Consider the following 17,992-nt stretch of genomic DNA (forward strand, 5'->3'; position numbering starts at 1 on the left):
TTATCCACAGGCGTTGTCCACAGTGTGCGTAACTTACATATGTGTAGTTAGGTCGTTAGAGTGCTGTAAACCCGGTCAGGGCGGTAGATATCCCCCGAAAGGCATGGGTTCATCCACATCTGTGGATAACTTTGTGCCCATACCTTACTGATTTGTGGACAACCGGACCATTTCCAAGCGAGCTGTGGATAAAGCTGTTAATCATGGCGTGCAGGGGCCTCTATCAACAGGCTTATCAACAATGTTAATAACTTACACGCGTGTAGTTCCCGACCGTCACGGCTCCTTTTAGACCGTTAGCGCGCGGATCCAGCACCGGAAACCCACAAGTTTTCCCCACCTGTGGATAACTTGTGGGTAGGGGGTTGTTGTTAAGTGGGTAACTCCCCAGGCCGTGAAGGTGATTACTGAGGGAGGAAGGCTTGCTTCGAGATCATTTTGCGCTTCGGTGGCCAGCTAAAACGCTGGTGAGTAAATCCAGCAATGCTCCACCGGTGAACTTTCAATGAAGATGCGGCCACTATCCACAGCGACACGCACAGTGGGCATAACTCCTGCCCGTCGATCATGGGTCCAGGATCGGTAATGCGACGGGGGTTTCTGGGGAAAGTACGTGGATGTCCACAGAACTTATCCACGCCTGTGGAAAAAGTTACGCACTTCTGTGGAAAAGAACTGTGGGCGTCCGTGGGAGGGCGAAGCCCTACTTTTGGCCTTCTTCCATCCAAACGCCGGACGTACCCCGCCTGTGGCTGTCAACCAAGTGGGTATCGATGATCCCTACAGCTTCCATGAGCGCATACATGGTGGTGGGGCCAACGAACGCGAAGCCCTTCTTGCGAAGCGCCTTGGACAATGCAATGGATTCCGGCGAGGTAGTGGGGATTTCTGCGTAGGATCGGGGCGCAGGGGTGGTTTCCGGCTTGAAGGACCACACGAAGTCCACCAAGCCGCCCTCTGCCCTCAGGGCGATGGTGGCCTTGGCATTGGTGATGGCCGCCTGGATCTTCAAGCGGTTCCTGACGATGCCTGCGTCCAGCATGAGCCGCTCGACATCCGTGTCCGTGAAAGCAGCGACGCTTTCAGGGTGGAAATCCAGGAAAGCCTTCCGGAAGGCATCCCGCTTCCGAAGGATGGTTGCCCATGACAGGCCGGCTTGGAATGCCTCGAGACTGATGCGCTCATACATTCCTTGCTCGTCCCGGACCGGCATGCCCCACTCGTGATCGTAGTAAGCCTGCATCAGGGGATCCGAGGCAGCCCACAGCGGCCGCGCCAGGCCATCCTGGCCGATGATGATGCCGGTTTCTTCCGTGGTCATGAACGCTCCTCTGCGGCCGTCCCGCGGACGCCAACCTTTGCTCTTGCCTTTAGGGACATTCTGCCCGTTGGCTGTGACATTTTGCCCGCCTGGGACATTTAGCCGCGGCGATCCGGTCCCTAGGACAGTCCGGTGACACGCATCGTGATGTTGATCCGTCCATGGGAGAGCCCACACCCTTCCGGGCAGGTTCCCGGGAGAACCTTTGGGATGCCGTGATACGCGAACCTTGATGCCCCGCCGAAAACGAAAAGATCTCCGGATCGGAGTTCGACGTCCGTGTATGGCTTGGTACGCGTCTGGGTGTTGCCGAAGCGGAAGAGGCACGTCTCCCCGATGCTGAGGGACACTACCGGAGCATTGGAACGTTCATCTTTGTCCTGATGCATCCCCATGGCGGCGCCGCGATCGTAGAAGTTCACCAGTGCTGCATCGGGTGTGTAATTGACAGCGAGCTCGGCGAGGGCCTCGTTGCCTTCCGGCCCTGACGAGTAAGCATCGGATACGGCCTTCCTGCCCAAGCGAACCATCCACTCCGGGAACTCGAGTACGGGCTGGCCGTTTACATCCGTAGCTTCGCGCGTGTAGCGGTAGGGCTGCCAATGCCAGCCAAGGCAAAGGGTCCGGACAGACATCTGATGCCCTCCCGGCAATGTTGCTGCCCGGAGGGGCACCGGCCCGTGCGTCCAGTCGCCAAAGCGTTGCACGATCCACCTCTGCTGCTCCAGGCTGAGCCAGCCCGGCACGTGCACGGCGCCTGGAGCTATAACCCGAGGGGCGGCGTCGTGGGTGTCAGGTTGGATAAGCGTCAACGGAAACAGGGCGTCCTCGCTCATGCTGCAGCCTCAAGCGTCAGGAGCCTTCGTTTCGCTTCGGTTCCACCGAGGTAACCGCCAAAAGTGCCGTCGGACTTCACCACGCGGTGGCAAGGAACGATGACCGGCAGCGGGTTGGTAGCGCAGGCGGTTCCAACGGCGCGCACAGCTTTGGGGCTGCCGGCGGCCTGAGCCACCTGTGCGTAACTTTCGGTCCTGCCGTAGGCGATCCGCGGCAATTGGTGAAGGACGTTCAGGCGGAACCCGCGTGCGAGCTGGAAATCCAGGGGAAGGCTGAAATCCTTACGGGTGCCGCTGAAGTACTCGTCCAATTGGCGGGCAGCGGCCTCAAGTTGTGAAGGTGCATGCAGGATGCGGGGACTCACCGTGTTGGCCAGTAACTGTAATACGGCGTCGTGGTTCTCAAGCTCGAACGCTACCCGCACCACGCCATGCTCCGTAGCCGCCAGGAGCAGCTTGCCCACAGGAGAGTCCACCACTGTGTAGGCGATGTCCAGGGAATGACTTTCCTGTGCAGAGCGGACAAGTCGCGCGTGGAGGCTGGCCAGGGCAGGCTCGATTCCGGCGTCGAGGGGTTGAAGGAGTGCGGCAACCGCGGCGCGGTCCGAAAGGGATTCAAGAGTCATCGGATTTCTCCTTTCGCCGATGCTGGGACCGATGATGTAGTCACGGACGTGGAATGAACCAGGAACGCTCGGACGGATTCGGGCTCGTCGCGGAGCATGGAACGGAGGGCTTTCACACCGTCGTATCCCGCACGTCGTGCGGCATCTGGTGTCCCGCCCAGAAGTGACGCAATCTCCCGATATGGGAGGCCCGCCAAATAGTGGTAGGCCACTGCCTGGCGTTGTTTAGGTGGCAACTGCCCGACGGCGTTGAGTAGCTCCGCTTGATTGTCACCCGGAATGCCAATCTTCGAAGGCCGCTCTGGTGGCTGATCGACAGGCAAAGCGCGCCGATTGGTGGAACGGATGAGGTCGATGCATTTCCTATGCGCAATAGTGACGAGCCAGGCCTCAAGGTTGGCATCTGCAGGGAGGGCGCCATAAGCCTGCAAAGCCGCAAGAAAGGTTTCGGACCAGGCGTCGTCGGCATCGTGAAGACCCACCACTGCACGGCATACCCGGAGCACAGTGCCGCCATGTTCCTGGACGACTGCTTCGAACGGCCTCTTGGTGTGGGCCTGCTGCCGGCGCTGCATCAGAAGAGCTTGCTCTCTTTCACGGCGGCAGGCTCTTCGAGCTCGAGGAGGAAGCGCTTGTTGCGCAGGCCACCCGCGTAGCCGGTGAGTTGCCCGTTGCGCCCCACCACGCGGTGGCACGGGATGATGATGCTGATGGGGTTTCGACCCACTGCGGACCCGACAGCCTGGGCCAGGTGGGGATCGCCCATCTCGAGAGCCAGTTCACCGTAGCTGATGGTTTCCCCAAAAGGAATGTGTTGGAGCCGCTCCCAGACCTTCTCTTGGAAGGCATTGCCCCGGGCTTCAAAGGGAACGTCGAAGTGGGTGCGCTTTCCTTCGAGGTACTCACCGAGTTCGCCGCGGGTCTGATCGAAGAGTGGTTCCTCGATCCCTGCCGGGACTCCAAAGTAGTCCGGCGGAGGCATGTGCCAATGGCCTTCGTAAAAGATGCCCGTCAAAAACTCCCCACGGGCAGTCAGCGTCAGCTGTCCCAGCGGGGAATCCATGGTGGTGTGCCTGGTGTTCATATCCTGTAGACGTTCGCGGGCACCGAAATGTGAGGTGTGGGATTCCTAGGCGCGCCAGCGCGTGGTCATAAGGAATCCGACGATTGCGATGCCGAACCCAGCCACGATGTTCCACGAAGCCCATTCCTGAACGGGGAACCGGCCTTCGGTGATATAGAACGTGATGATCCAGATCAGTCCAATGATCATGAGGCCAAACATGACCGGCTTGTACCAAACGGGATTCGGCTTGTACTGCTGCGCGGCGGAAGTCTGCTGGGCCTGACGGGCAGGCCGCTTGCGGGGCTTGGACTCGGGCACGGATCCTCCTTGGCTGTTCGATTGAAACCCGATGCTGCCGGCCTTGGTATCCTGCAGGAAGGAAAAAATCCAGCGGTCAACGGCCACGCGGTGCTCCGGGTTGTTACTAGCTGTCAAGTCTAGCCGCAACCGGGGTAGGCCAGCGCCGCCCGCGCCCTATACGAGGAGACCCTGTGGCGGACCAGCAGACGACGGCGGCTGCAGCCGTGCCGTCCGCCCGCGGGACGCAGCGAAAACCCCCCCGCGCCCGGCTCAGAGCCTCGGACGTTATGCGCAAAATCAGTCAGGTACTGGGCGAGTTGCTCATCACCGCAGGCATTGTCCTCCTGCTTTTTGTGGGCTGGGAGCTATGGTGGACCAACGTGGAGGCCGACGCCAAGCAGACTGAAGCCGTGAAGAGTTTTGCACAGGAATTTGCGGGACCGGTGACACCGGCTGCCAGCCAGGCTACGGACTACGGCCCGCCCGTCGTCGGGACAGCTCCTGCGCATGGGAAAACGATCGGGATCATGTACATCCCGCGATTCGGTCCGGACTACACGCGGCCCATTATCGAGGGAACAGACCAGGAGGTCCTGGACACACTGGGCCTGGGACACTACGGAAACACCAGCATGCCCGGAGCCCTGGGCAATTTTGCCGTCGCGGGACACCGGCAGACCCACGGCGCTGTACTGGATAACATCCACACACTGGTCCCCGGTGACAAAATCTACGTCCAGACGCCAGACGGCTATTACACCTATGTCTTCCGCAACAACCAGATTGTGTTGCCCAGCCAAACCGACGTCCTGATGCCGGTCCCCACCCAACCCGGAGTCACGCCCCGTGAAAGCATCCTGACCATGACCAGTTGCAACCCGCGCTTCGGATCCCAGGAACGCATCATCGCCTACTCCGTCCTTGAGGGGTGGCGACCGGCCTCGGCGGGACCGCCGTCGGAAATCGCCGCCCAAGTAGCCCAAGCCCAAGGAAAGGGGTAACGGATGTATGCCTGGATCTTCAGGAATTTGCCCGGCCCCTTGTGGGTGCGGATACTGACATCGGTGGCGCTTGTGGCCGTAGCCCTCGTCCTGATGGTGGAGTTCCTCTTCCCGTGGTTCTCCCAATTCACTTCTTTGACCGACTCAACGATTGGTTTAGTGCAGCAGCCATGAGCTCAACAAAAATCCTCGTCGTGGACAACTACGACAGCTTCGTTTACACCCTGGTGGGCTACCTGCAAGAACTCGGCGCCGAGACAACCGTGGTCCGAAATGACGACGTGACACTCGCAGAAGCCAAAGAGCTTGCCGCAGCCCGTGATGGAGTCCTCATCTCTCCCGGTCCAGGAACGCCGGCAGAAGCTGGTGTTTGCATCGACCTCATCAAGTGGTGTGGCGAGGCCGCCAAGCCTATGTTCGGAGTGTGCCTTGGCCACCAAGCCCTTGCCGAAGCTTATGGCGGCGTGGTCACCCATGCGCCCGAGCTGATGCACGGCAAAACCTCGCCTGTGCAGCACGAAGGCAAGAGCGTCTTTGTCGGGCTTCCGTCGCCTGTGACGGCTACGCGCTACCACTCACTCGCTGCGGTTCGCGACTCGATTCCGGACGTCCTGGAGATCACAGCCGAGACCACCAACGGTGTGGTCATGGGCCTGCAACACAAGACCGCTCCCCTCTGCGGTGTGCAGTTCCACCCGGAATCAGTCCTCACCGAAGGCGGCTACCAGATGCTGGGCAACTGGCTGGAGTCCCTCGGCATGAACGGCGCCGCGGAACGTGCTTCGAAGCTGAGCCCGCTGATCCAGCACTGAGGTGTAGCCAGGGGGCGGCGACTGATTAGTCCCTCTTGGTGGGCGTCGGCTTGGGGCTCGAGGTATCTGTTGGCGTAGGTGTGGGAGTCGGAGCCGGGGCTTTGGCTACCGTTACCGTTACTGTCTTGCCCTGGTCCACTTCAGTATTGAAGGTTTCGCTTTGCGCCGTGACCTTGCCGGGGGTCACCTGGGAATTTTCCTGCTCCACCACGGTCATGACGAGGCCGTTCTCCTTCAGCAGCGCTTCGGCTTCCGACTGGGCAAGACCGATCAGTTGGGGCATCAGCACTTTGCCGGAGGAGACCTGCAGCTCAACGTTGGAACCTGCGGCTATGGGCGCCCCCGGGGCTGGACCCGTGGTGATGACGAGTCCGATCGGAACGGTGGGGCTATGCGTCCTCACGCTGGAGATGTTGCCCGTGATTCCCAGGCGCCGGAGGGTGTCGCGGGCATCTGACTCTGTTCGGCCCACAATGTCTGCAGGGATAGTTACCGAGCTGGGACCGCTGGAGATGTTGAGGATGACCTCAGCGTTCTGTTCAAGCATTGAGCCCGCACTGGGTGCCGTGCCGATCGCCATGTCCTTGGCAACCTTGTCACTGGCCACACGTGCTGTTTTGGGGACCAGCTTTGCGGAGTAGAGCTCTTGCAGCGCCTGGGACTCCGACATGTTGGTCACCGAGGGAACCGCCACCTTGGCCGGTGTCGCGGGGGGCGCGTTGACGAGGCTGTAGATCCAGAATCCGGCGCCTGCGAGAACAAGGATAGTGAAGATTGCCAGCGTCGCCGCCCAAGTCCGACGCCGGGACTTCTGGCGCGCGGTCCGCTCACGTTCGGGTGGGAGGTCCAAGGGAAGCGGTTCGTCCAGCGGTTCCTCTATGGGATCCTGGGGGACGTCCTTGTAGTGCTCGACATCCAGGAATCCAACGGCTGTTGCGCTCAAGAGCTGCGTGTCCGGGTCTTCGGATGAAATGAGGTCGTTCGGATCGGTGGGTGCCTCGCTGGCGGGAAGAGCGGGTACGGGGATGCCATTGCTCGCGGCCCTGAGTGCCCGCCGGAAAGCAGCCGCATCCTGGAATCGGTCCGACCGGCTCTTTTGCAGGGCCTTGGCAAGGACGGAATCCAAAGCCTCGGAAACTTCGGGGTTATGGACGCTGGGAAGGTCTGGCGTCTCCCGGACGTGCTGGTAGGCCACTGAAACCGGGCTGTCGCCTACGAATGGTGGCCGGCTGGTAAGCAGTTCATACAGAAGGCAGCCGGCAGAGTAGAGGTCACTGCGGGCATCAACGGTCTCGCCCCGTGCTTGTTCGGGGGAAAGATATTGGGCTGTTCCCACCACAGCCTGCGTCTGCGTCATGGTGGCAGCGGAGTCAGCCATGGCGCGGGCGATGCCAAAGTCCATGACCTTGACGTCCCCGGTATCAGCACAGACCATGACGTTGGCCGGCTTGATATCGCGGTGCACAATGCCCGCCCGGTGGCTGTACTCCAGCGCCGCGAGGACGCCAAGGGTGTAGCCGATGGAGTCTTCAACACCGAGTTCGTGCGCTTTGATCATGTCCCGCAGGGTCCGTCCTGCGACGAACTCCATCACGATGTATGGGACACGCACGTCCTCACCCGGTCCGCCCGGGACAGAGTACTCACCAGTATCGAAGATGGCCACGATGGAAGGGTGGTTCAGTGCCGCGACAGCCTGGGCCTCGCGTTTGAAACGGGCCTGGAACTGGGGATCGCGGGCCAGGTCAGCGCGCAGGACTTTGACGGCAATGGTGCGCCCCAGCAGCGTATCTGACCCACGGTAGACGTCTGCCATGCCACCACGGCCGATCAGGTCACCGAGTTCATAGCGACCGTTGAGGATGCGCTGCGAAGAGACAGGTGTGCTCTCCTCTCGGTGCGCTGGACCGGGCCGTGGCGTAGACATGGCGGCTACTTAATTGCTCGGGCTGCCGGAGCCGCTGGGGCTGGCGCTCGGGGACGTTGGATTGCTCGGTACAAGCGACTTGGACAGGTGGTATGTGACTACCGAACCAGCGGCAACCTTTGTTCCAGGGGCTGGCTCGGACCGTACGAAGGTGCCTGGTTTCTGGCCAACGGCACCATTCACGGGATCGCCCGGGACCCACCGCAGGTTCGCGGCTTCGATCAGTCCGCGGACCTCGTCCTCGCTGAGGCCTACACCGATGCTGGGCACGGACACCATTTCCGGACCCTTGGAGTACTGGACAGTGATAACTTCCCCTGGATCAACAGGACCGGTGGGGTTAAGGTCGGTTACCGTGCCCACCGCGGCAGTGTTGAACACTTCCTGCCCGTTTACCTGCAGGCCCAATCCAACGAGCTGGCTGCGGACAGTCTCAAACGGTTGTCCAAGATACTCCTCAGGGATGAGGTTGATCTTCTGGGGAGTGGACTGCGTCGGTGTCGGTGAGGGGGCCTGGGACGTCTGCGTTGGGGTGGCCGATTGCGACGTTGGACTTGCGCTCCGGCTTGGGCTTGCGGATGTGGACTCGCTCGGACCGGGATTCGGGGAGAAGAAGCCCGACTGTGAAATCAGGAAACCAACTAGTGCGAAGAGCACCAGCAGGATCAGGGCAACGAGTGGCCAGGTCCAGGGGCTCCGCTTCTTACGCTCCGGCTCGACGTCGTCGTAGTTGTCGTCATCGCTGTAGATAACTTCTTCTTCGTCGTTCAGCTGCCGCTCTGCCTCAAGTGCATTCGCCCGCGACAAAGGGTTGTCGGCGGAAGCGCCGGCAGCTCCAAGGGCAGCCCCTGCTGCGCCTCCAACAGCGGCGGTGGCGCCGATCACCGGAAGTGCGGAAGTCGACGTCGTGGAATGCTCCTTGCCAAACGGCGAGGTAACGACGCCGGTGGGGGCCGTAGCGGTATTGACAGGTGCCGTGATGGGTCCAGTAGCGGCTTCGAAGAGAAGCATTCCCGGCACCGCGGCGTGGGCAGTGGTTATGTCGCCGTTGCGGATAGCCTCGGCTGCCTCAGCCAGCTTGATGGCGTTGGCTGGACGGTTCTTGGGATCCTTGGCGAGCATGGACATCAGGAGGGCACGCACCGGAGTAGGCAGCGTCTCCGGAAGCGGTGGCGGAGCGTCGTTGACCTGTGCAAGCGCAATGGCGATCTGCGATTCACCGGAGAACGGACGGTGGCCGGTGAGGCATTCGTAACCGATGACGCCCAGCGAGTAGATGTCAGACGAGCCAGTGGCAGTTTGTCCTGTTGCCTGCTCGGGAGCAAGGTACTGTGCGGTACCCATGACCTGGCCGGTCTGGGTCAGCGGCACCTGGTCAGCCAGGCGGGCGATACCGAAGTCGGTGACCTTGACGCGGTTGTCAGGCGTGATGAGGAGGTTGCCCGGCTTGATGTCACGGTGGACCAGGCCCTGGGCATGGGCCACGGCCAGGGCGCGCGCCGTCTGGGAGATGATCGAAAGGGTCATGTCAGGCGACAGGACCTGCTCGCGCTCGAGGATGCCGCTCAACGGATGGCCGGGCACCAGTTCCATGACCAGGTACGCAGAGCCGGCTTCTTCGCCGTAATCGAAGACGTTGGCAATACCCACGTGGTTAAGGAGTGCCGTGTGGCGGGCTTCAGCGCGGAAACGCTGGAGGAAGCCGGGGTCCCCGGTGTATTCCTCCTTGAGCACCTTGATGGCAACGATCCTGCCCAGGATCTGGTCCTTGGCCTTCCAGACCTCGCCCATGCCGCCAATCGCAATGCGACTGGTCAGCTGGAACCTGCCGCCGAGTGTGATTCCCGAAGTAGGTCTCACTTATTCAACACCGCCTCAAAAATCTTCTTTGCGTTCGGACTGGTTAGCTTGGCGCCTGTGAGCACATCCACACCTTCCATGACGATGGTGACGGCCACTTGCGGATCGTTCGCCGGGGCGAACCCGGTGAACCAAGAATTGTTCAAACCTGAATCGCCGAGCTCGGCGGTACCGGTTTTACCGGCTACCTGGACTCCCGGGACGGCAGCGCCGCTGGCGATGCCGTTGGAGACCGCGCTGCTCATCCACTGGGTGATCTGGTTCGCGATGGGTTGGGTGGTGCTTGTACGGAGTGCCTCGGGCTTGAACTCGCTGATAACCCGGAGATCGGGTGCACGGACTGTCTTGACCAGGTTGGGCTTCATTTGCACACCGCCGTTGGCGATTGCCGCAGTCATCAGGTTGATCTGCAGCGGGGTTGCCTTGACGTCGCGCTGACCCACTGACGACTGGGCTAGCTGCGCTTGGTCCAGATCCTTCGGGAAGACACTGACGGCCTGCTGGAGCTTGAGCTGCTCGCCGAAGGTGTCCCCGAAACCGAACTTCTCTGCCTGCTCCCGAATGGCGTCCTGGCCCAGGTCCAGCGCGATGCTCGCAAAGGGTGTGTTGCACGACTGTTCCAGGGCGAAGGAGAACGTTGCCGTTTCACGGACGTTGCAGTTGCCGCCGGCGTAGTTGGGCAAGCTCGCACTGGATCCAGGGAGGGGCAGGCTGCTGGGGTTTGGCAGTTCGCTGTCCTTGTTGTACTTGCCGGAATTCAGGGCGGCCGCAGTATCGACAAGCTTGAACACCGAGCCTGGGGACAACAAGTTACCTGTGGGCCCGCTGACGTTCTGGTTCAAGTTGATGCCGGGAATCTTGTTCAGCTCGGCATAATTGGCCGCTGCGGCAGCGGTGTCATGGGTAGCGATCAGGTTGGGGTCGTAGGACGGCTTGGAAACCATGGCCAGGACGGCGCCGGTTTTCGGGTTGGTCACAACGATCGAGCCACGCTGACCCTCTGGGATGAGGTCGTAGGCAAGTTGCTGGATGGCGGGATCGAGCGTGAGTTCCACGGAGGCGCCCTTGGGCTCATTGCCCAGGAACATCTGGCTGACGCGGTCCAGGAACAGCTGGTCAGAGTTTCCGGCCAACTGGTCACTCAGGGACTGCTCGAGCCCCGTAGAACCAAATCCCCTGGAGAAGTATCCGGTGATGCCCGCATAAAGTTCCGGCTGGGTGTACTTGCGTTGGAACGCGCAGGACTCGTTTCCCGGAACGGACTCTGCAATCGGCTTACCGGCGACGATGATCGCCCCGCGGTCGTTGCAGAACGTTGCCAGGATGGCCCGCTGATTCCATGGATTGGCGTTGAGGTCGTCAGCGCCAATGACCTGCACGTAGCTGATGGCGCCGAAAATCAACGCGAACATGGCGACGGCAGCCATCCACGAACTTCTAATTGCCTGGTTCATGGGTGTTTCACCGCTTCCGTGGGTGCGCCCGGTGTGGGTACGGCGGCCGACTTGCGGGCGGCGGGGTTGGTGCTGCTTGCAGGAGGTTTGTTGACCATCGGAGTGGTGTCTATGGGCCCGCGGGCCGTGTTGGAGATCATGAGCAGGAGGCCGACGATTATCCAGTTGGCCAGAAGCGAGGATCCACCGGCGGCCAGGAACGGCGTGGTGAGGCCCGTCAGTGGGATAAGTCTGGTGACGCCTCCGATGACCACGAAGCACTGGAGTGCGATTGCGAAGGAGAGCCCGCAAGCCAGCAACTTGCCGAACGCATCCCGGGTGCCCAGCGCGGCACGGAAACCGCGGGTAAAAAGCAACAGGTAGAGCATCACGACGGCGAACAGACCAATGAGGCCGAGTTCTTCGCCGATGAGTGCCACGATCATGTCGCTGTTGGCGAAGGGCACCAGGTCCGGCCTGCCTTGGCCAAGGCCCGTGCCCACCAGGCCGCCATCAGCCATGCCGAACAAGCCCTGGACGATCTGGCCACTGCCACCGGGTGACCTGCCAAACACCTCCGGAGTGAAGGCGTTGATCCAGCTGTCGATCCTGAAGGCAACGTGCGAGAAGATCTTGGAAGCGATGAAGCCGCCGCCAAGGATCAGGGCCAGGCCGATCACCACCCATGAGATGCGGCTTGTGGCGACGTAGATCATCACAATGAAGAGGCCGAAGAAGAGGACTGACGATCCAAGGTCGCGCTGGAATACGAGGACGCCAATGCTCACCAACCAGGCAGTGATCATGGGACCCAGATCCTTGAACCGCGGGAACTGCATGGGGCCGATTTTCCTTCCGGCCAGCAGGATGAGGTCCCGGTTGGAAGACAGATACCCGGCAAAGAATATGGCCAGGGTGATCTTGGCAATTTCACCGGGCTGGAACGTCATCGGGCCGATCTTGATCCATACGCTCGCACCCAGTACTTCACCGGCAGAGATGCCGGGAACGAGCGGCAAAATCAGAAGGAATGCACTCGCTGCCAAGGAAATGTAGGTAAACCGGCGAAGGACGCGGTGGTCCTTGAGGAACCAAATGACAGCGATGGATACTGCCATCGCGATAAGCGTCCAACGGAGCTGATTATTACCGGTATCGTCGCCGGGGCCGTCCATGCGGTGGATCAAAGCGAGGCCGAGCCCGTTCAAGGCAACGACGATCGGAAGTATTACTGGGTCGGCATACTTAGCGCGCAGTCTCAGAACAACGTGGAAGGCAAAGGCAGCCACAGCAAGCAGGCTGGATTGGAACCAGAAGTCGCTGTCCAGTCCACTTTCGGAATTGATGCTCACCAGAGCACTGGCGCCGATGCCAACGGCAAGCGCAAGCAGGATGAGCACCAGCTCAACATTGCGGCGCGGCTTGGGCGCGGTCTCAGTCTGGATCATTTTGCCGCCTCACAGGGAGTCGGTACGGGCGAAGGCGTGGGGCTGGCAACGGCCGCTGTACTTGGAATTGGAACACTTGTTGTCGCTGACGGAGTGGGGGCAGGAGTGGTGCTGGGGCACGTTCCCGACGTACTGCCGTAGTTCTTCAGGTTCTCGACAATACGCTGGGCATCGTCAAGGTCTCCGGCAGGAACGGTCTGCCGAACACTCTGTTGACCGTACTCGGGAAGGGACTCAACACGGAGGTCAGTGACAGCCTCAAGCCGGGACAACTGGATGGGTCCGAGCCGCTGCGAAATGCCGTTGAAGATTGCTACACGGGAATCGTACTCGCCAACGTAATAGCGGGTCTGCGTCCAAGCGTAGCCAAGCCAAAGGCCCACCACGACGCCGAGCACAACAACAGCAGCAACAGCGGGCATGAGCCAGCGAATGCGGCGTCGTGCCGGTTCTTCGACTTCCAAGCGGTCCTGCTCGGCTTTGTGGGTCAAGACCGTAGCCGCGCGTCGGGCAACAGTGCGGCCCGCTACCGTCGGGATTGATCCCGTTTCGGCGGCTGTAGCTGCGGCACCCACAAGCTCATGGGGACGGCTGGCGAGCTCTTCGCGGAGGACCTCAGCGGACAGGTGCTCACCCAGGTGCGGGTCAGTAGTGGTGGGCGGCTCTTTGGAGGTTCCGGCTTCGTCAGCCGACTCAGCCTTCTCCGCGGTTGGGTCGCTGGTGCTGAAGGATGAACCGGCGTCGGCAATCTTGCCATCATTGGGCGCAGTTGCCTTTAGCTCGCCCGGACTGGCGTCTGCGGGCTTGGTGGCGGAGGGACCTTCCGTCGGCTTATCTGCAGCAGACGATTCCGGCTCGTCCAGCGCGGCAAGCGCCGCGGGAGGAACGACGTCGACGGCGGCCGTGTTGACGTCGTCGTCGGTCTCCTCAACAATCTCCAGCACGACCACGGTGACGTTGTCCGGGGCGCCGGCTTCCAACGTGAGATTAACCAGGATTTCCGCGCATTCCCGCAGGTCATTGGTTTCCCGGAATACCCGCTCCACCACGTGTCCTGCCACGTAGTTGAGGCCATCTGAGCAGAGCAACCAGCGTTCGCCCGGCTCGACGTCGAGGGCATCCAAGTCCAGCTCAGGGCTGGCGTCGACGTCACCCAGGACGCGCATCAGAACGTTTTTGTGGGGATGTGTTTCGGCTTCTTCGGGGCGGAGCCGGCCTTCATCGATAAGGCGTTGAACGAACGTGTGGTCAATGCTGACTTGCTCGAACTTCTTGTTCCGCAGGCGGTAGGCCCGGGAATCGCCGATGTGGGCGAAATGCAGTTTGCGGCCCTCAAGGAGCAGGGCTGTGACGGTGGTGCCCATGCCGGAGAGTTTGGGATTCTGATGCACCAGCTCAGACAGCAACGAATTGGCGGTCTGGATCTCATCGGCGAGGATCGTGTCGGCGCCGTCCGGGTAGTCATCATGATCGAGGTGGATCATGTCCAGCACCGTGGAGGCCGAGGCGACGTCTCCGCCCGCGTGACCGCCCATGCCATCGGCAACGACTGCAAGATGGCGGCCCACATACGCGGAGTCGTCATTCTTGGAGCGGATCCGTCCGACGTCGGATCGCGCGGCGTAGCGCATGATGAGTGGGCGCTCCGCCGGCGTTTCCTTGCCTTCCGGGGTCTCGGGAGAGGCCATGGACTACGGCCTCAATTCAATAACCGTCTTGCCGATTCTCACGGGAACGCCAAGCTCCACCGGCAGGGCACGGGTGAGCTGTTGATCGGCCAGGTAGGTGCCGTTGGTGGACCCGAGGTCCTCAATGAACCAGCGGCTGCCCTGCGGGAACAAGCGTGCATGCCGGCCGGAAGCGTAGTCGTCTTCCAGGACCAGTGTGGCTTCCTGAGCGCGGCCCAACAGGATAGGGCTTGCCGCCAAGGGAAGCGTGGTGCCTTTGAGTGGGCCCTCAGTCACCACCAGATTGCGCGCATGCTGGATGGCGGGCGCCGGGGAGGCGGCCAATTCGGGGTGCTTGCGGACCTCGCGCGCTGTGGGGGCCCCGGTCACGGCCTTGCGGCCAATCTGGAAGTCGCGGCGCATGGTGGACACGATGCTGAAGACCAAGACCCACAGCAACAGCAGGAAACCGAAGCGAAGGGCCGTGATGGTCAGTTCGCTGATGTCGTTCACGCGTGGCCACCCAGGGTCTGGGGAAGGAGGCGGAAAATGATCTTGGTACGTCCCATCGTGATGGTTGAGCCGTCAGTGAGCTCCACGCTGCCGTCCACCTTGTGACCGTTGACGTAACTGCCATTGGTGGAACCAAGGTCAACGGCCCACGTAGTGCCGTTCTGGGTGCGGACCTCAAGATGCTTCCTGGACACTCCGGTGTCATCCACCAGGATGTCTGCTTCCGAAGAGCGGCCCAGGACGACCGACTGGGCATTGAGGGAATACCGCTGACCGGCAATGTCCAGGACAGGCTGGAGCCGGGTGGGCTGCCGGGCGGGTGCAGCTGGAACATTTGGCCGTGGGGCCTGTGGCGCGGCAGCGGCGTCGTCGGAGGATTTCTCGGTCCGGGAAGTTATTTCGAAGTGTCCGGCGCGTTCCTCTTCATTTCGACGGAACGAAATGCGGACCGAGCCCTGGAGCGTGTAGCCCTGGCTGCGAACGTGCTGGATGACCACATCGCACAGTTCCTCTGCCAGCGGAGTCCCCCACTCCTGGGCGCGTCCGAAATCTTCCTCGCTGAGGAGGACATCGAACACATTGGGGGCGAGAGTGCGCCCGGCTGCGATGGTGATGGACTTATTGTCCAGCTCGCGCCGTAGCTTGCTCGCGATTTCCACCGGCTCAACACGTGCCCGCGACCCCGTGGAGAAGACGTTGCGGACAGCCTTTTCAATGCCGCGCTCGACTTTGTCCAGCAAACCCATGGTCCTTCTCCTTTCCTCGCCGCGGCACCCGCTGTGCCTGGTTCAATACTCCGTGCTTCGACCCGTCCACGCACACAGCAAAGTGAGCGCCGAACGGCCCTTCCACTTCCCGATACTACTGGGAGTGTCTGGGAATGGCCTTAATCCACAACGCCTTACGACGCGGAAAAGTTCGACTCCGGCCCGTCCTGACGGGGGAGCGAGGGGGTGAAATTTCCGTGCCGTTAAGCAGAAGTTGTACGCCTTGGGCGCCTCACGGCCGCGTTGTCCACACCCGGCAGGGACTCGATTGGTGTTTTGTCTGGAATGTCCGTTATGCTTGATCTCGCTGCTTTTGAAGGAAACGAAGCCGGGAGACCGGTGGAACGTCCTGAAAAAGAAGTTGCGCGCGAGTGGCGGAACGGCAGACGCGCTGGCTTCAGGTGCCAGTATCCGAAAGGGTGTGGGGGTTCAAATCCCCCCTCGCGCACGCAATTGAAAGAGCCCCGGTCTTAGGACCGGGGCTCTTTTGTTTTGTCCGGACCCCGAGCCCAACTGTCAGCTGCGCGGCGAACCTTTGAACCGGCGTCGCGAATTGCTCAGGTGCAGGCGCATGGCCGCCGAGGCAGCGGCTGGGTCGGCATCGGCGATGGCCGCGTATATAGAGGAGTGCTCGTGGACCACTTGTTCGAAGCGTTCCCGGGAGTCCTCCTCGTCACTGGCCAGTAGGCGTGTGCGGGGCATGGTGATCATCGTTTGGCCCAGCGCACTGATGCAGTCCGTATAAAAGGGATTGCCTGAGGCTGCAGCAACGGCCCGGTGGAATTCGAAGTCAGCCTTCATGGAGTGGGCCGGGTGGCCGGAACTTGCCGTGAATTGCTCCAGGGCGCCGTGCACTGCCTTTAATTGATGCTCCGTGTGATTCAGGGCCGCCAACGCAGCGGCTTCAGTCTCCACGCCGATCCGGAAGTCGAGCATCTGCAGCCGGTCTTCCATACTGACAACCGGCCTGGTGCCCGGAGCTTGAAGAGGGCCCTCCGATGGCGGGGTCAGTGCGAAGCTGCCCCGCCCACGCTCGGTTTCGACAAGTCCCTCCGCTTGCAAACGTGTCAGGGCGGAGCGGACTACTGTCCGGCTGACGCCGTATTCGCTGATGAGGGTATTTTCGCTGGGGAGTTTCTCACCTGGCTGGATGACGCCGTCGACGATGCGGTTGCGAAGGTCGGCGGCGAGATCCGCAGTCAGGTTTCGGCTCATGGGTTCAAGATTACGCGCCGAATTCCACGGATTCGGTGGTCCAGGCACGGGCCTGCCCGCTCAGCGTCACGCCGAGGCCGGGGCGGTCCGGAACGATCATGCGGCCGTTTTTGGTCTCGAGGCGTTCCTCGAACAATGGATCCAGCCAGTCGAAGTGCTCCACCCACGGCTCGCGCGGATAGGCGGCAGCCAGGTGGAGGTGGATCTCCATGGCGAAGTGCGGAGCCAGGCCAAGGCCACGTTCGTCGGCAAGGGCTGCGAGGCGCAGGAACTGGGTGATGCCGCCAACGCGTGGTGCATCGGGCTGGATGATGTCGCAACTGTTGGCGTTGATAAGGCCCCTGTGTTCCGCGACGGAGGCCAGCATCTCACCTGTCGCGATGGGCGTGTCCAATACATGGGCAAGGTGGGCGTGACCCTCAAAATCGTAGGCGTCCAGCGGCTCTTCGATCCAGATGAGGTTGAATTCCTCAAGTTGGCGGCCCATGCGCAGGGCAGTCGCCCGGTCCCACTGCTGGTTGGCATCCACCATGAGCGGCACGTCCCAGCCGATGTGTTCGCGGACGCCGGCCACGCGACGGAGGTCTTCCTTGGAGTCCGGGAGGCCCACCTTGATCTTGATGCCGCCAATGCCTTCTTCGATGGACTGCGTTGCGCTTGCCTTGACCTCTTCCAACGTGGCGTTGAGGAAGCCGCCGGAGGTGTTGTAGGTCTGCACGGAGTCGCGATAGGAGCCCAGCAGTTTGGCCAGGGGGAGTCCGGCGCGCTTGGCTTTGAGATCGTAAAGTGCGATGTCTATTGCTGCCAGGGCCTGGGTTGCAACGCCCGAGCGGCCCACTGAAGCTCCGGCCCAGAGAAGCTTGGTGTAGATCCTGCCGATGTCGTTGGGGTCCTCGCCGATGATGCCCTCCGCGACCTCCTTGGCGTGGGTGTACTGGGCCGGACCACCAGCGCGTTTTGAATAGCTGAATCCGATGCCGCTGTGGCCCTGCTCCGTGGTGATCTCGGCGAAGAGGAACACGACTTCCGTCATCGGCTTCTGACGGCCCGTGAAGACCTTGGCGTCGCTGATGGGCACGGTGAGGGGCAAACGTGCCGTTGACAGCTTGATGTGTCGAATGAGATCTACGGGACTCATGGTTCTCCTAAGGGATGGGCATCTTTGCCTGAAGCTTAGGATATAAGTTATTAACTTGTATT

17 protein-coding genes and 1 tRNA gene are annotated in these 17,992 nt (G+C 61.4%); 3 read left to right on the plus strand and 15 right to left on the minus strand.

Annotation, left to right across the window (positions count from 1 at the left end):
- Positions 1 to 703: 703 nt before the first annotated feature.
- The 6 genes from AC1DD5_RS07835 to AC1DD5_RS07860 all read right to left on the minus strand — a co-directional run bounded on the left by AC1DD5_RS07835 (position 704) and on the right by AC1DD5_RS07860 (position 4,167).
- Positions 704 to 1,321: a DNA-3-methyladenine glycosylase I gene (locus AC1DD5_RS07835; RefSeq protein WP_477521087.1), complete on the minus strand. Its 618-nt coding sequence runs from the start codon at positions 1,319 to 1,321 to the stop codon at positions 704 to 706.
- A 119-nt stretch (positions 1,322 to 1,440) separates the two neighbouring features.
- On the minus strand, positions 1,441 to 2,157 hold the full coding sequence (locus AC1DD5_RS07840) for an alpha-ketoglutarate-dependent dioxygenase AlkB family protein (RefSeq protein WP_431117366.1): 717 nt from the start codon (positions 2,155 to 2,157) through the stop codon (positions 1,441 to 1,443).
- Positions 2,154 to 2,783 carry a methylated-DNA--[protein]-cysteine S-methyltransferase gene (locus AC1DD5_RS07845; protein WP_431117367.1) on the minus strand — a complete coding sequence of 210 codons (630 nt, stop codon included), beginning with the start codon at positions 2,781 to 2,783 and terminating at the stop codon, positions 2,154 to 2,156. The genes AC1DD5_RS07840 and AC1DD5_RS07845 overlap by 4 nt, the downstream gene beginning before the upstream one ends.
- The gene (locus AC1DD5_RS07850; RefSeq protein WP_431117368.1) at positions 2,780 to 3,358 is read right to left on the minus strand and encodes an RNA polymerase sigma factor; all 579 of its coding nucleotides are present in this window, start codon (positions 3,356 to 3,358) and stop codon (positions 2,780 to 2,782) included. The genes AC1DD5_RS07845 and AC1DD5_RS07850 overlap by 4 nt, the downstream gene beginning before the upstream one ends.
- Positions 3,358 to 3,867, minus strand: a complete 510-nt coding sequence (locus AC1DD5_RS07855; protein ID WP_477521088.1) for a methylated-DNA--[protein]-cysteine S-methyltransferase — start codon at positions 3,865 to 3,867, stop codon at positions 3,358 to 3,360. Before AC1DD5_RS07855 ends, AC1DD5_RS07850 begins: the two co-directional genes overlap by 1 nt.
- Positions 3,868 to 3,912: 45 nt before the next feature.
- Positions 3,913 to 4,167: a cell division protein CrgA gene (locus AC1DD5_RS07860; protein ID WP_216924354.1), complete on the minus strand. Its 255-nt coding sequence runs from the start codon at positions 4,165 to 4,167 to the stop codon at positions 3,913 to 3,915.
- 158 nt (positions 4,168 to 4,325) lie between these two features.
- Between AC1DD5_RS07860 and AC1DD5_RS07865 the strand changes: the two genes are divergently transcribed.
- Together AC1DD5_RS07865 and AC1DD5_RS07870 are read left to right on the plus strand one after the other, a co-directional pair.
- Positions 4,326 to 5,150 carry a class E sortase gene (locus AC1DD5_RS07865; protein WP_477521134.1) on the plus strand — a complete coding sequence of 275 codons (825 nt, stop codon included), beginning with the start codon at positions 4,326 to 4,328 and terminating at the stop codon, positions 5,148 to 5,150.
- A 170-nt stretch (positions 5,151 to 5,320) separates the two neighbouring features.
- Positions 5,321 to 5,962 carry an aminodeoxychorismate/anthranilate synthase component II gene (locus AC1DD5_RS07870; RefSeq protein ID WP_477521089.1) on the plus strand — a complete coding sequence of 214 codons (642 nt, stop codon included), beginning with the start codon at positions 5,321 to 5,323 and terminating at the stop codon, positions 5,960 to 5,962.
- Positions 5,963 to 5,987: 25 nt separating this feature from the next.
- Here the strand turns inward: AC1DD5_RS07870 and pknB are convergent, their stop codons facing one another.
- Genes pknB through AC1DD5_RS07905 form a run of 7 tightly spaced genes read right to left on the minus strand, consistent with a single transcriptional unit; the run spans position 5,988 to position 15,556 of the window.
- On the minus strand, positions 5,988 to 7,889 hold the full coding sequence (gene pknB, locus AC1DD5_RS07875; protein WP_431117370.1) for a Stk1 family PASTA domain-containing Ser/Thr kinase: 1,902 nt from the start codon (positions 7,887 to 7,889) through the stop codon (positions 5,988 to 5,990).
- Positions 7,890 to 7,898: 9 nt separating this feature from the next.
- Positions 7,899 to 9,749 (minus strand): protein kinase domain-containing protein, encoded by a 1,851-nt coding sequence (locus AC1DD5_RS07880; protein WP_431117371.1) that lies wholly within the window; start codon positions 9,747 to 9,749, stop codon positions 7,899 to 7,901.
- Positions 9,746 to 11,203, minus strand: coding sequence for a penicillin-binding transpeptidase domain-containing protein (locus tag AC1DD5_RS07885; protein WP_477521090.1), 1,458 nt, complete (start codon positions 11,201 to 11,203; stop codon positions 9,746 to 9,748). Before AC1DD5_RS07885 ends, AC1DD5_RS07880 begins: the two co-directional genes overlap by 4 nt.
- The gene (locus AC1DD5_RS07890) at positions 11,200 to 12,630 is read right to left on the minus strand and encodes an FtsW/RodA/SpoVE family cell cycle protein (protein ID WP_477521091.1); all 1,431 of its coding nucleotides are present in this window, start codon (positions 12,628 to 12,630) and stop codon (positions 11,200 to 11,202) included. Before AC1DD5_RS07890 ends, AC1DD5_RS07885 begins: the two co-directional genes overlap by 4 nt.
- Positions 12,627 to 14,318, minus strand: coding sequence for a PP2C family protein-serine/threonine phosphatase (locus AC1DD5_RS07895; RefSeq protein ID WP_477521092.1), 1,692 nt, complete (start codon positions 14,316 to 14,318; stop codon positions 12,627 to 12,629). Before AC1DD5_RS07895 ends, AC1DD5_RS07890 begins: the two co-directional genes overlap by 4 nt.
- A 3-nt stretch (positions 14,319 to 14,321) precedes the next feature.
- Entirely contained in the window at positions 14,322 to 14,801 is a 480-nt protein-coding gene (locus AC1DD5_RS07900; RefSeq protein WP_477521135.1) for an FHA domain-containing protein FhaB/FipA, read from the minus strand.
- A 5-nt stretch (positions 14,802 to 14,806) separates the two neighbouring features.
- Complete coding sequence (locus AC1DD5_RS07905) at positions 14,807 to 15,556, minus strand: FhaA domain-containing protein (protein ID WP_477521093.1); 750 nt, start codon at positions 15,554 to 15,556, stop codon at positions 14,807 to 14,809.
- A 386-nt stretch (positions 15,557 to 15,942) separates the two neighbouring features.
- Between AC1DD5_RS07905 and AC1DD5_RS07910 the strand changes: the two genes are divergently transcribed.
- Positions 15,943 to 16,025: transfer RNA gene (locus tag AC1DD5_RS07910), tRNA-Leu, on the plus strand.
- 68 nt (positions 16,026 to 16,093) lie between these two features.
- Here AC1DD5_RS07910 and AC1DD5_RS07915 read toward each other — a convergent pair.
- A complete protein-coding gene (locus tag AC1DD5_RS07915; RefSeq protein WP_477521094.1) occupies positions 16,094 to 16,792 on the minus strand; it encodes a FadR/GntR family transcriptional regulator in 699 nt (232 codons plus the stop codon).
- Between the two features lie 10 nt (positions 16,793 to 16,802).
- Entirely contained in the window at positions 16,803 to 17,930 is a 1,128-nt protein-coding gene (locus tag AC1DD5_RS07920) for an L-talarate/galactarate dehydratase (protein WP_477521095.1), read from the minus strand.
- Positions 17,931 to 17,992 lie beyond the last annotated feature (62 nt).

The sequence above is a fragment of the Paenarthrobacter sp. 10L420 genome, from assembly GCF_056395385.1.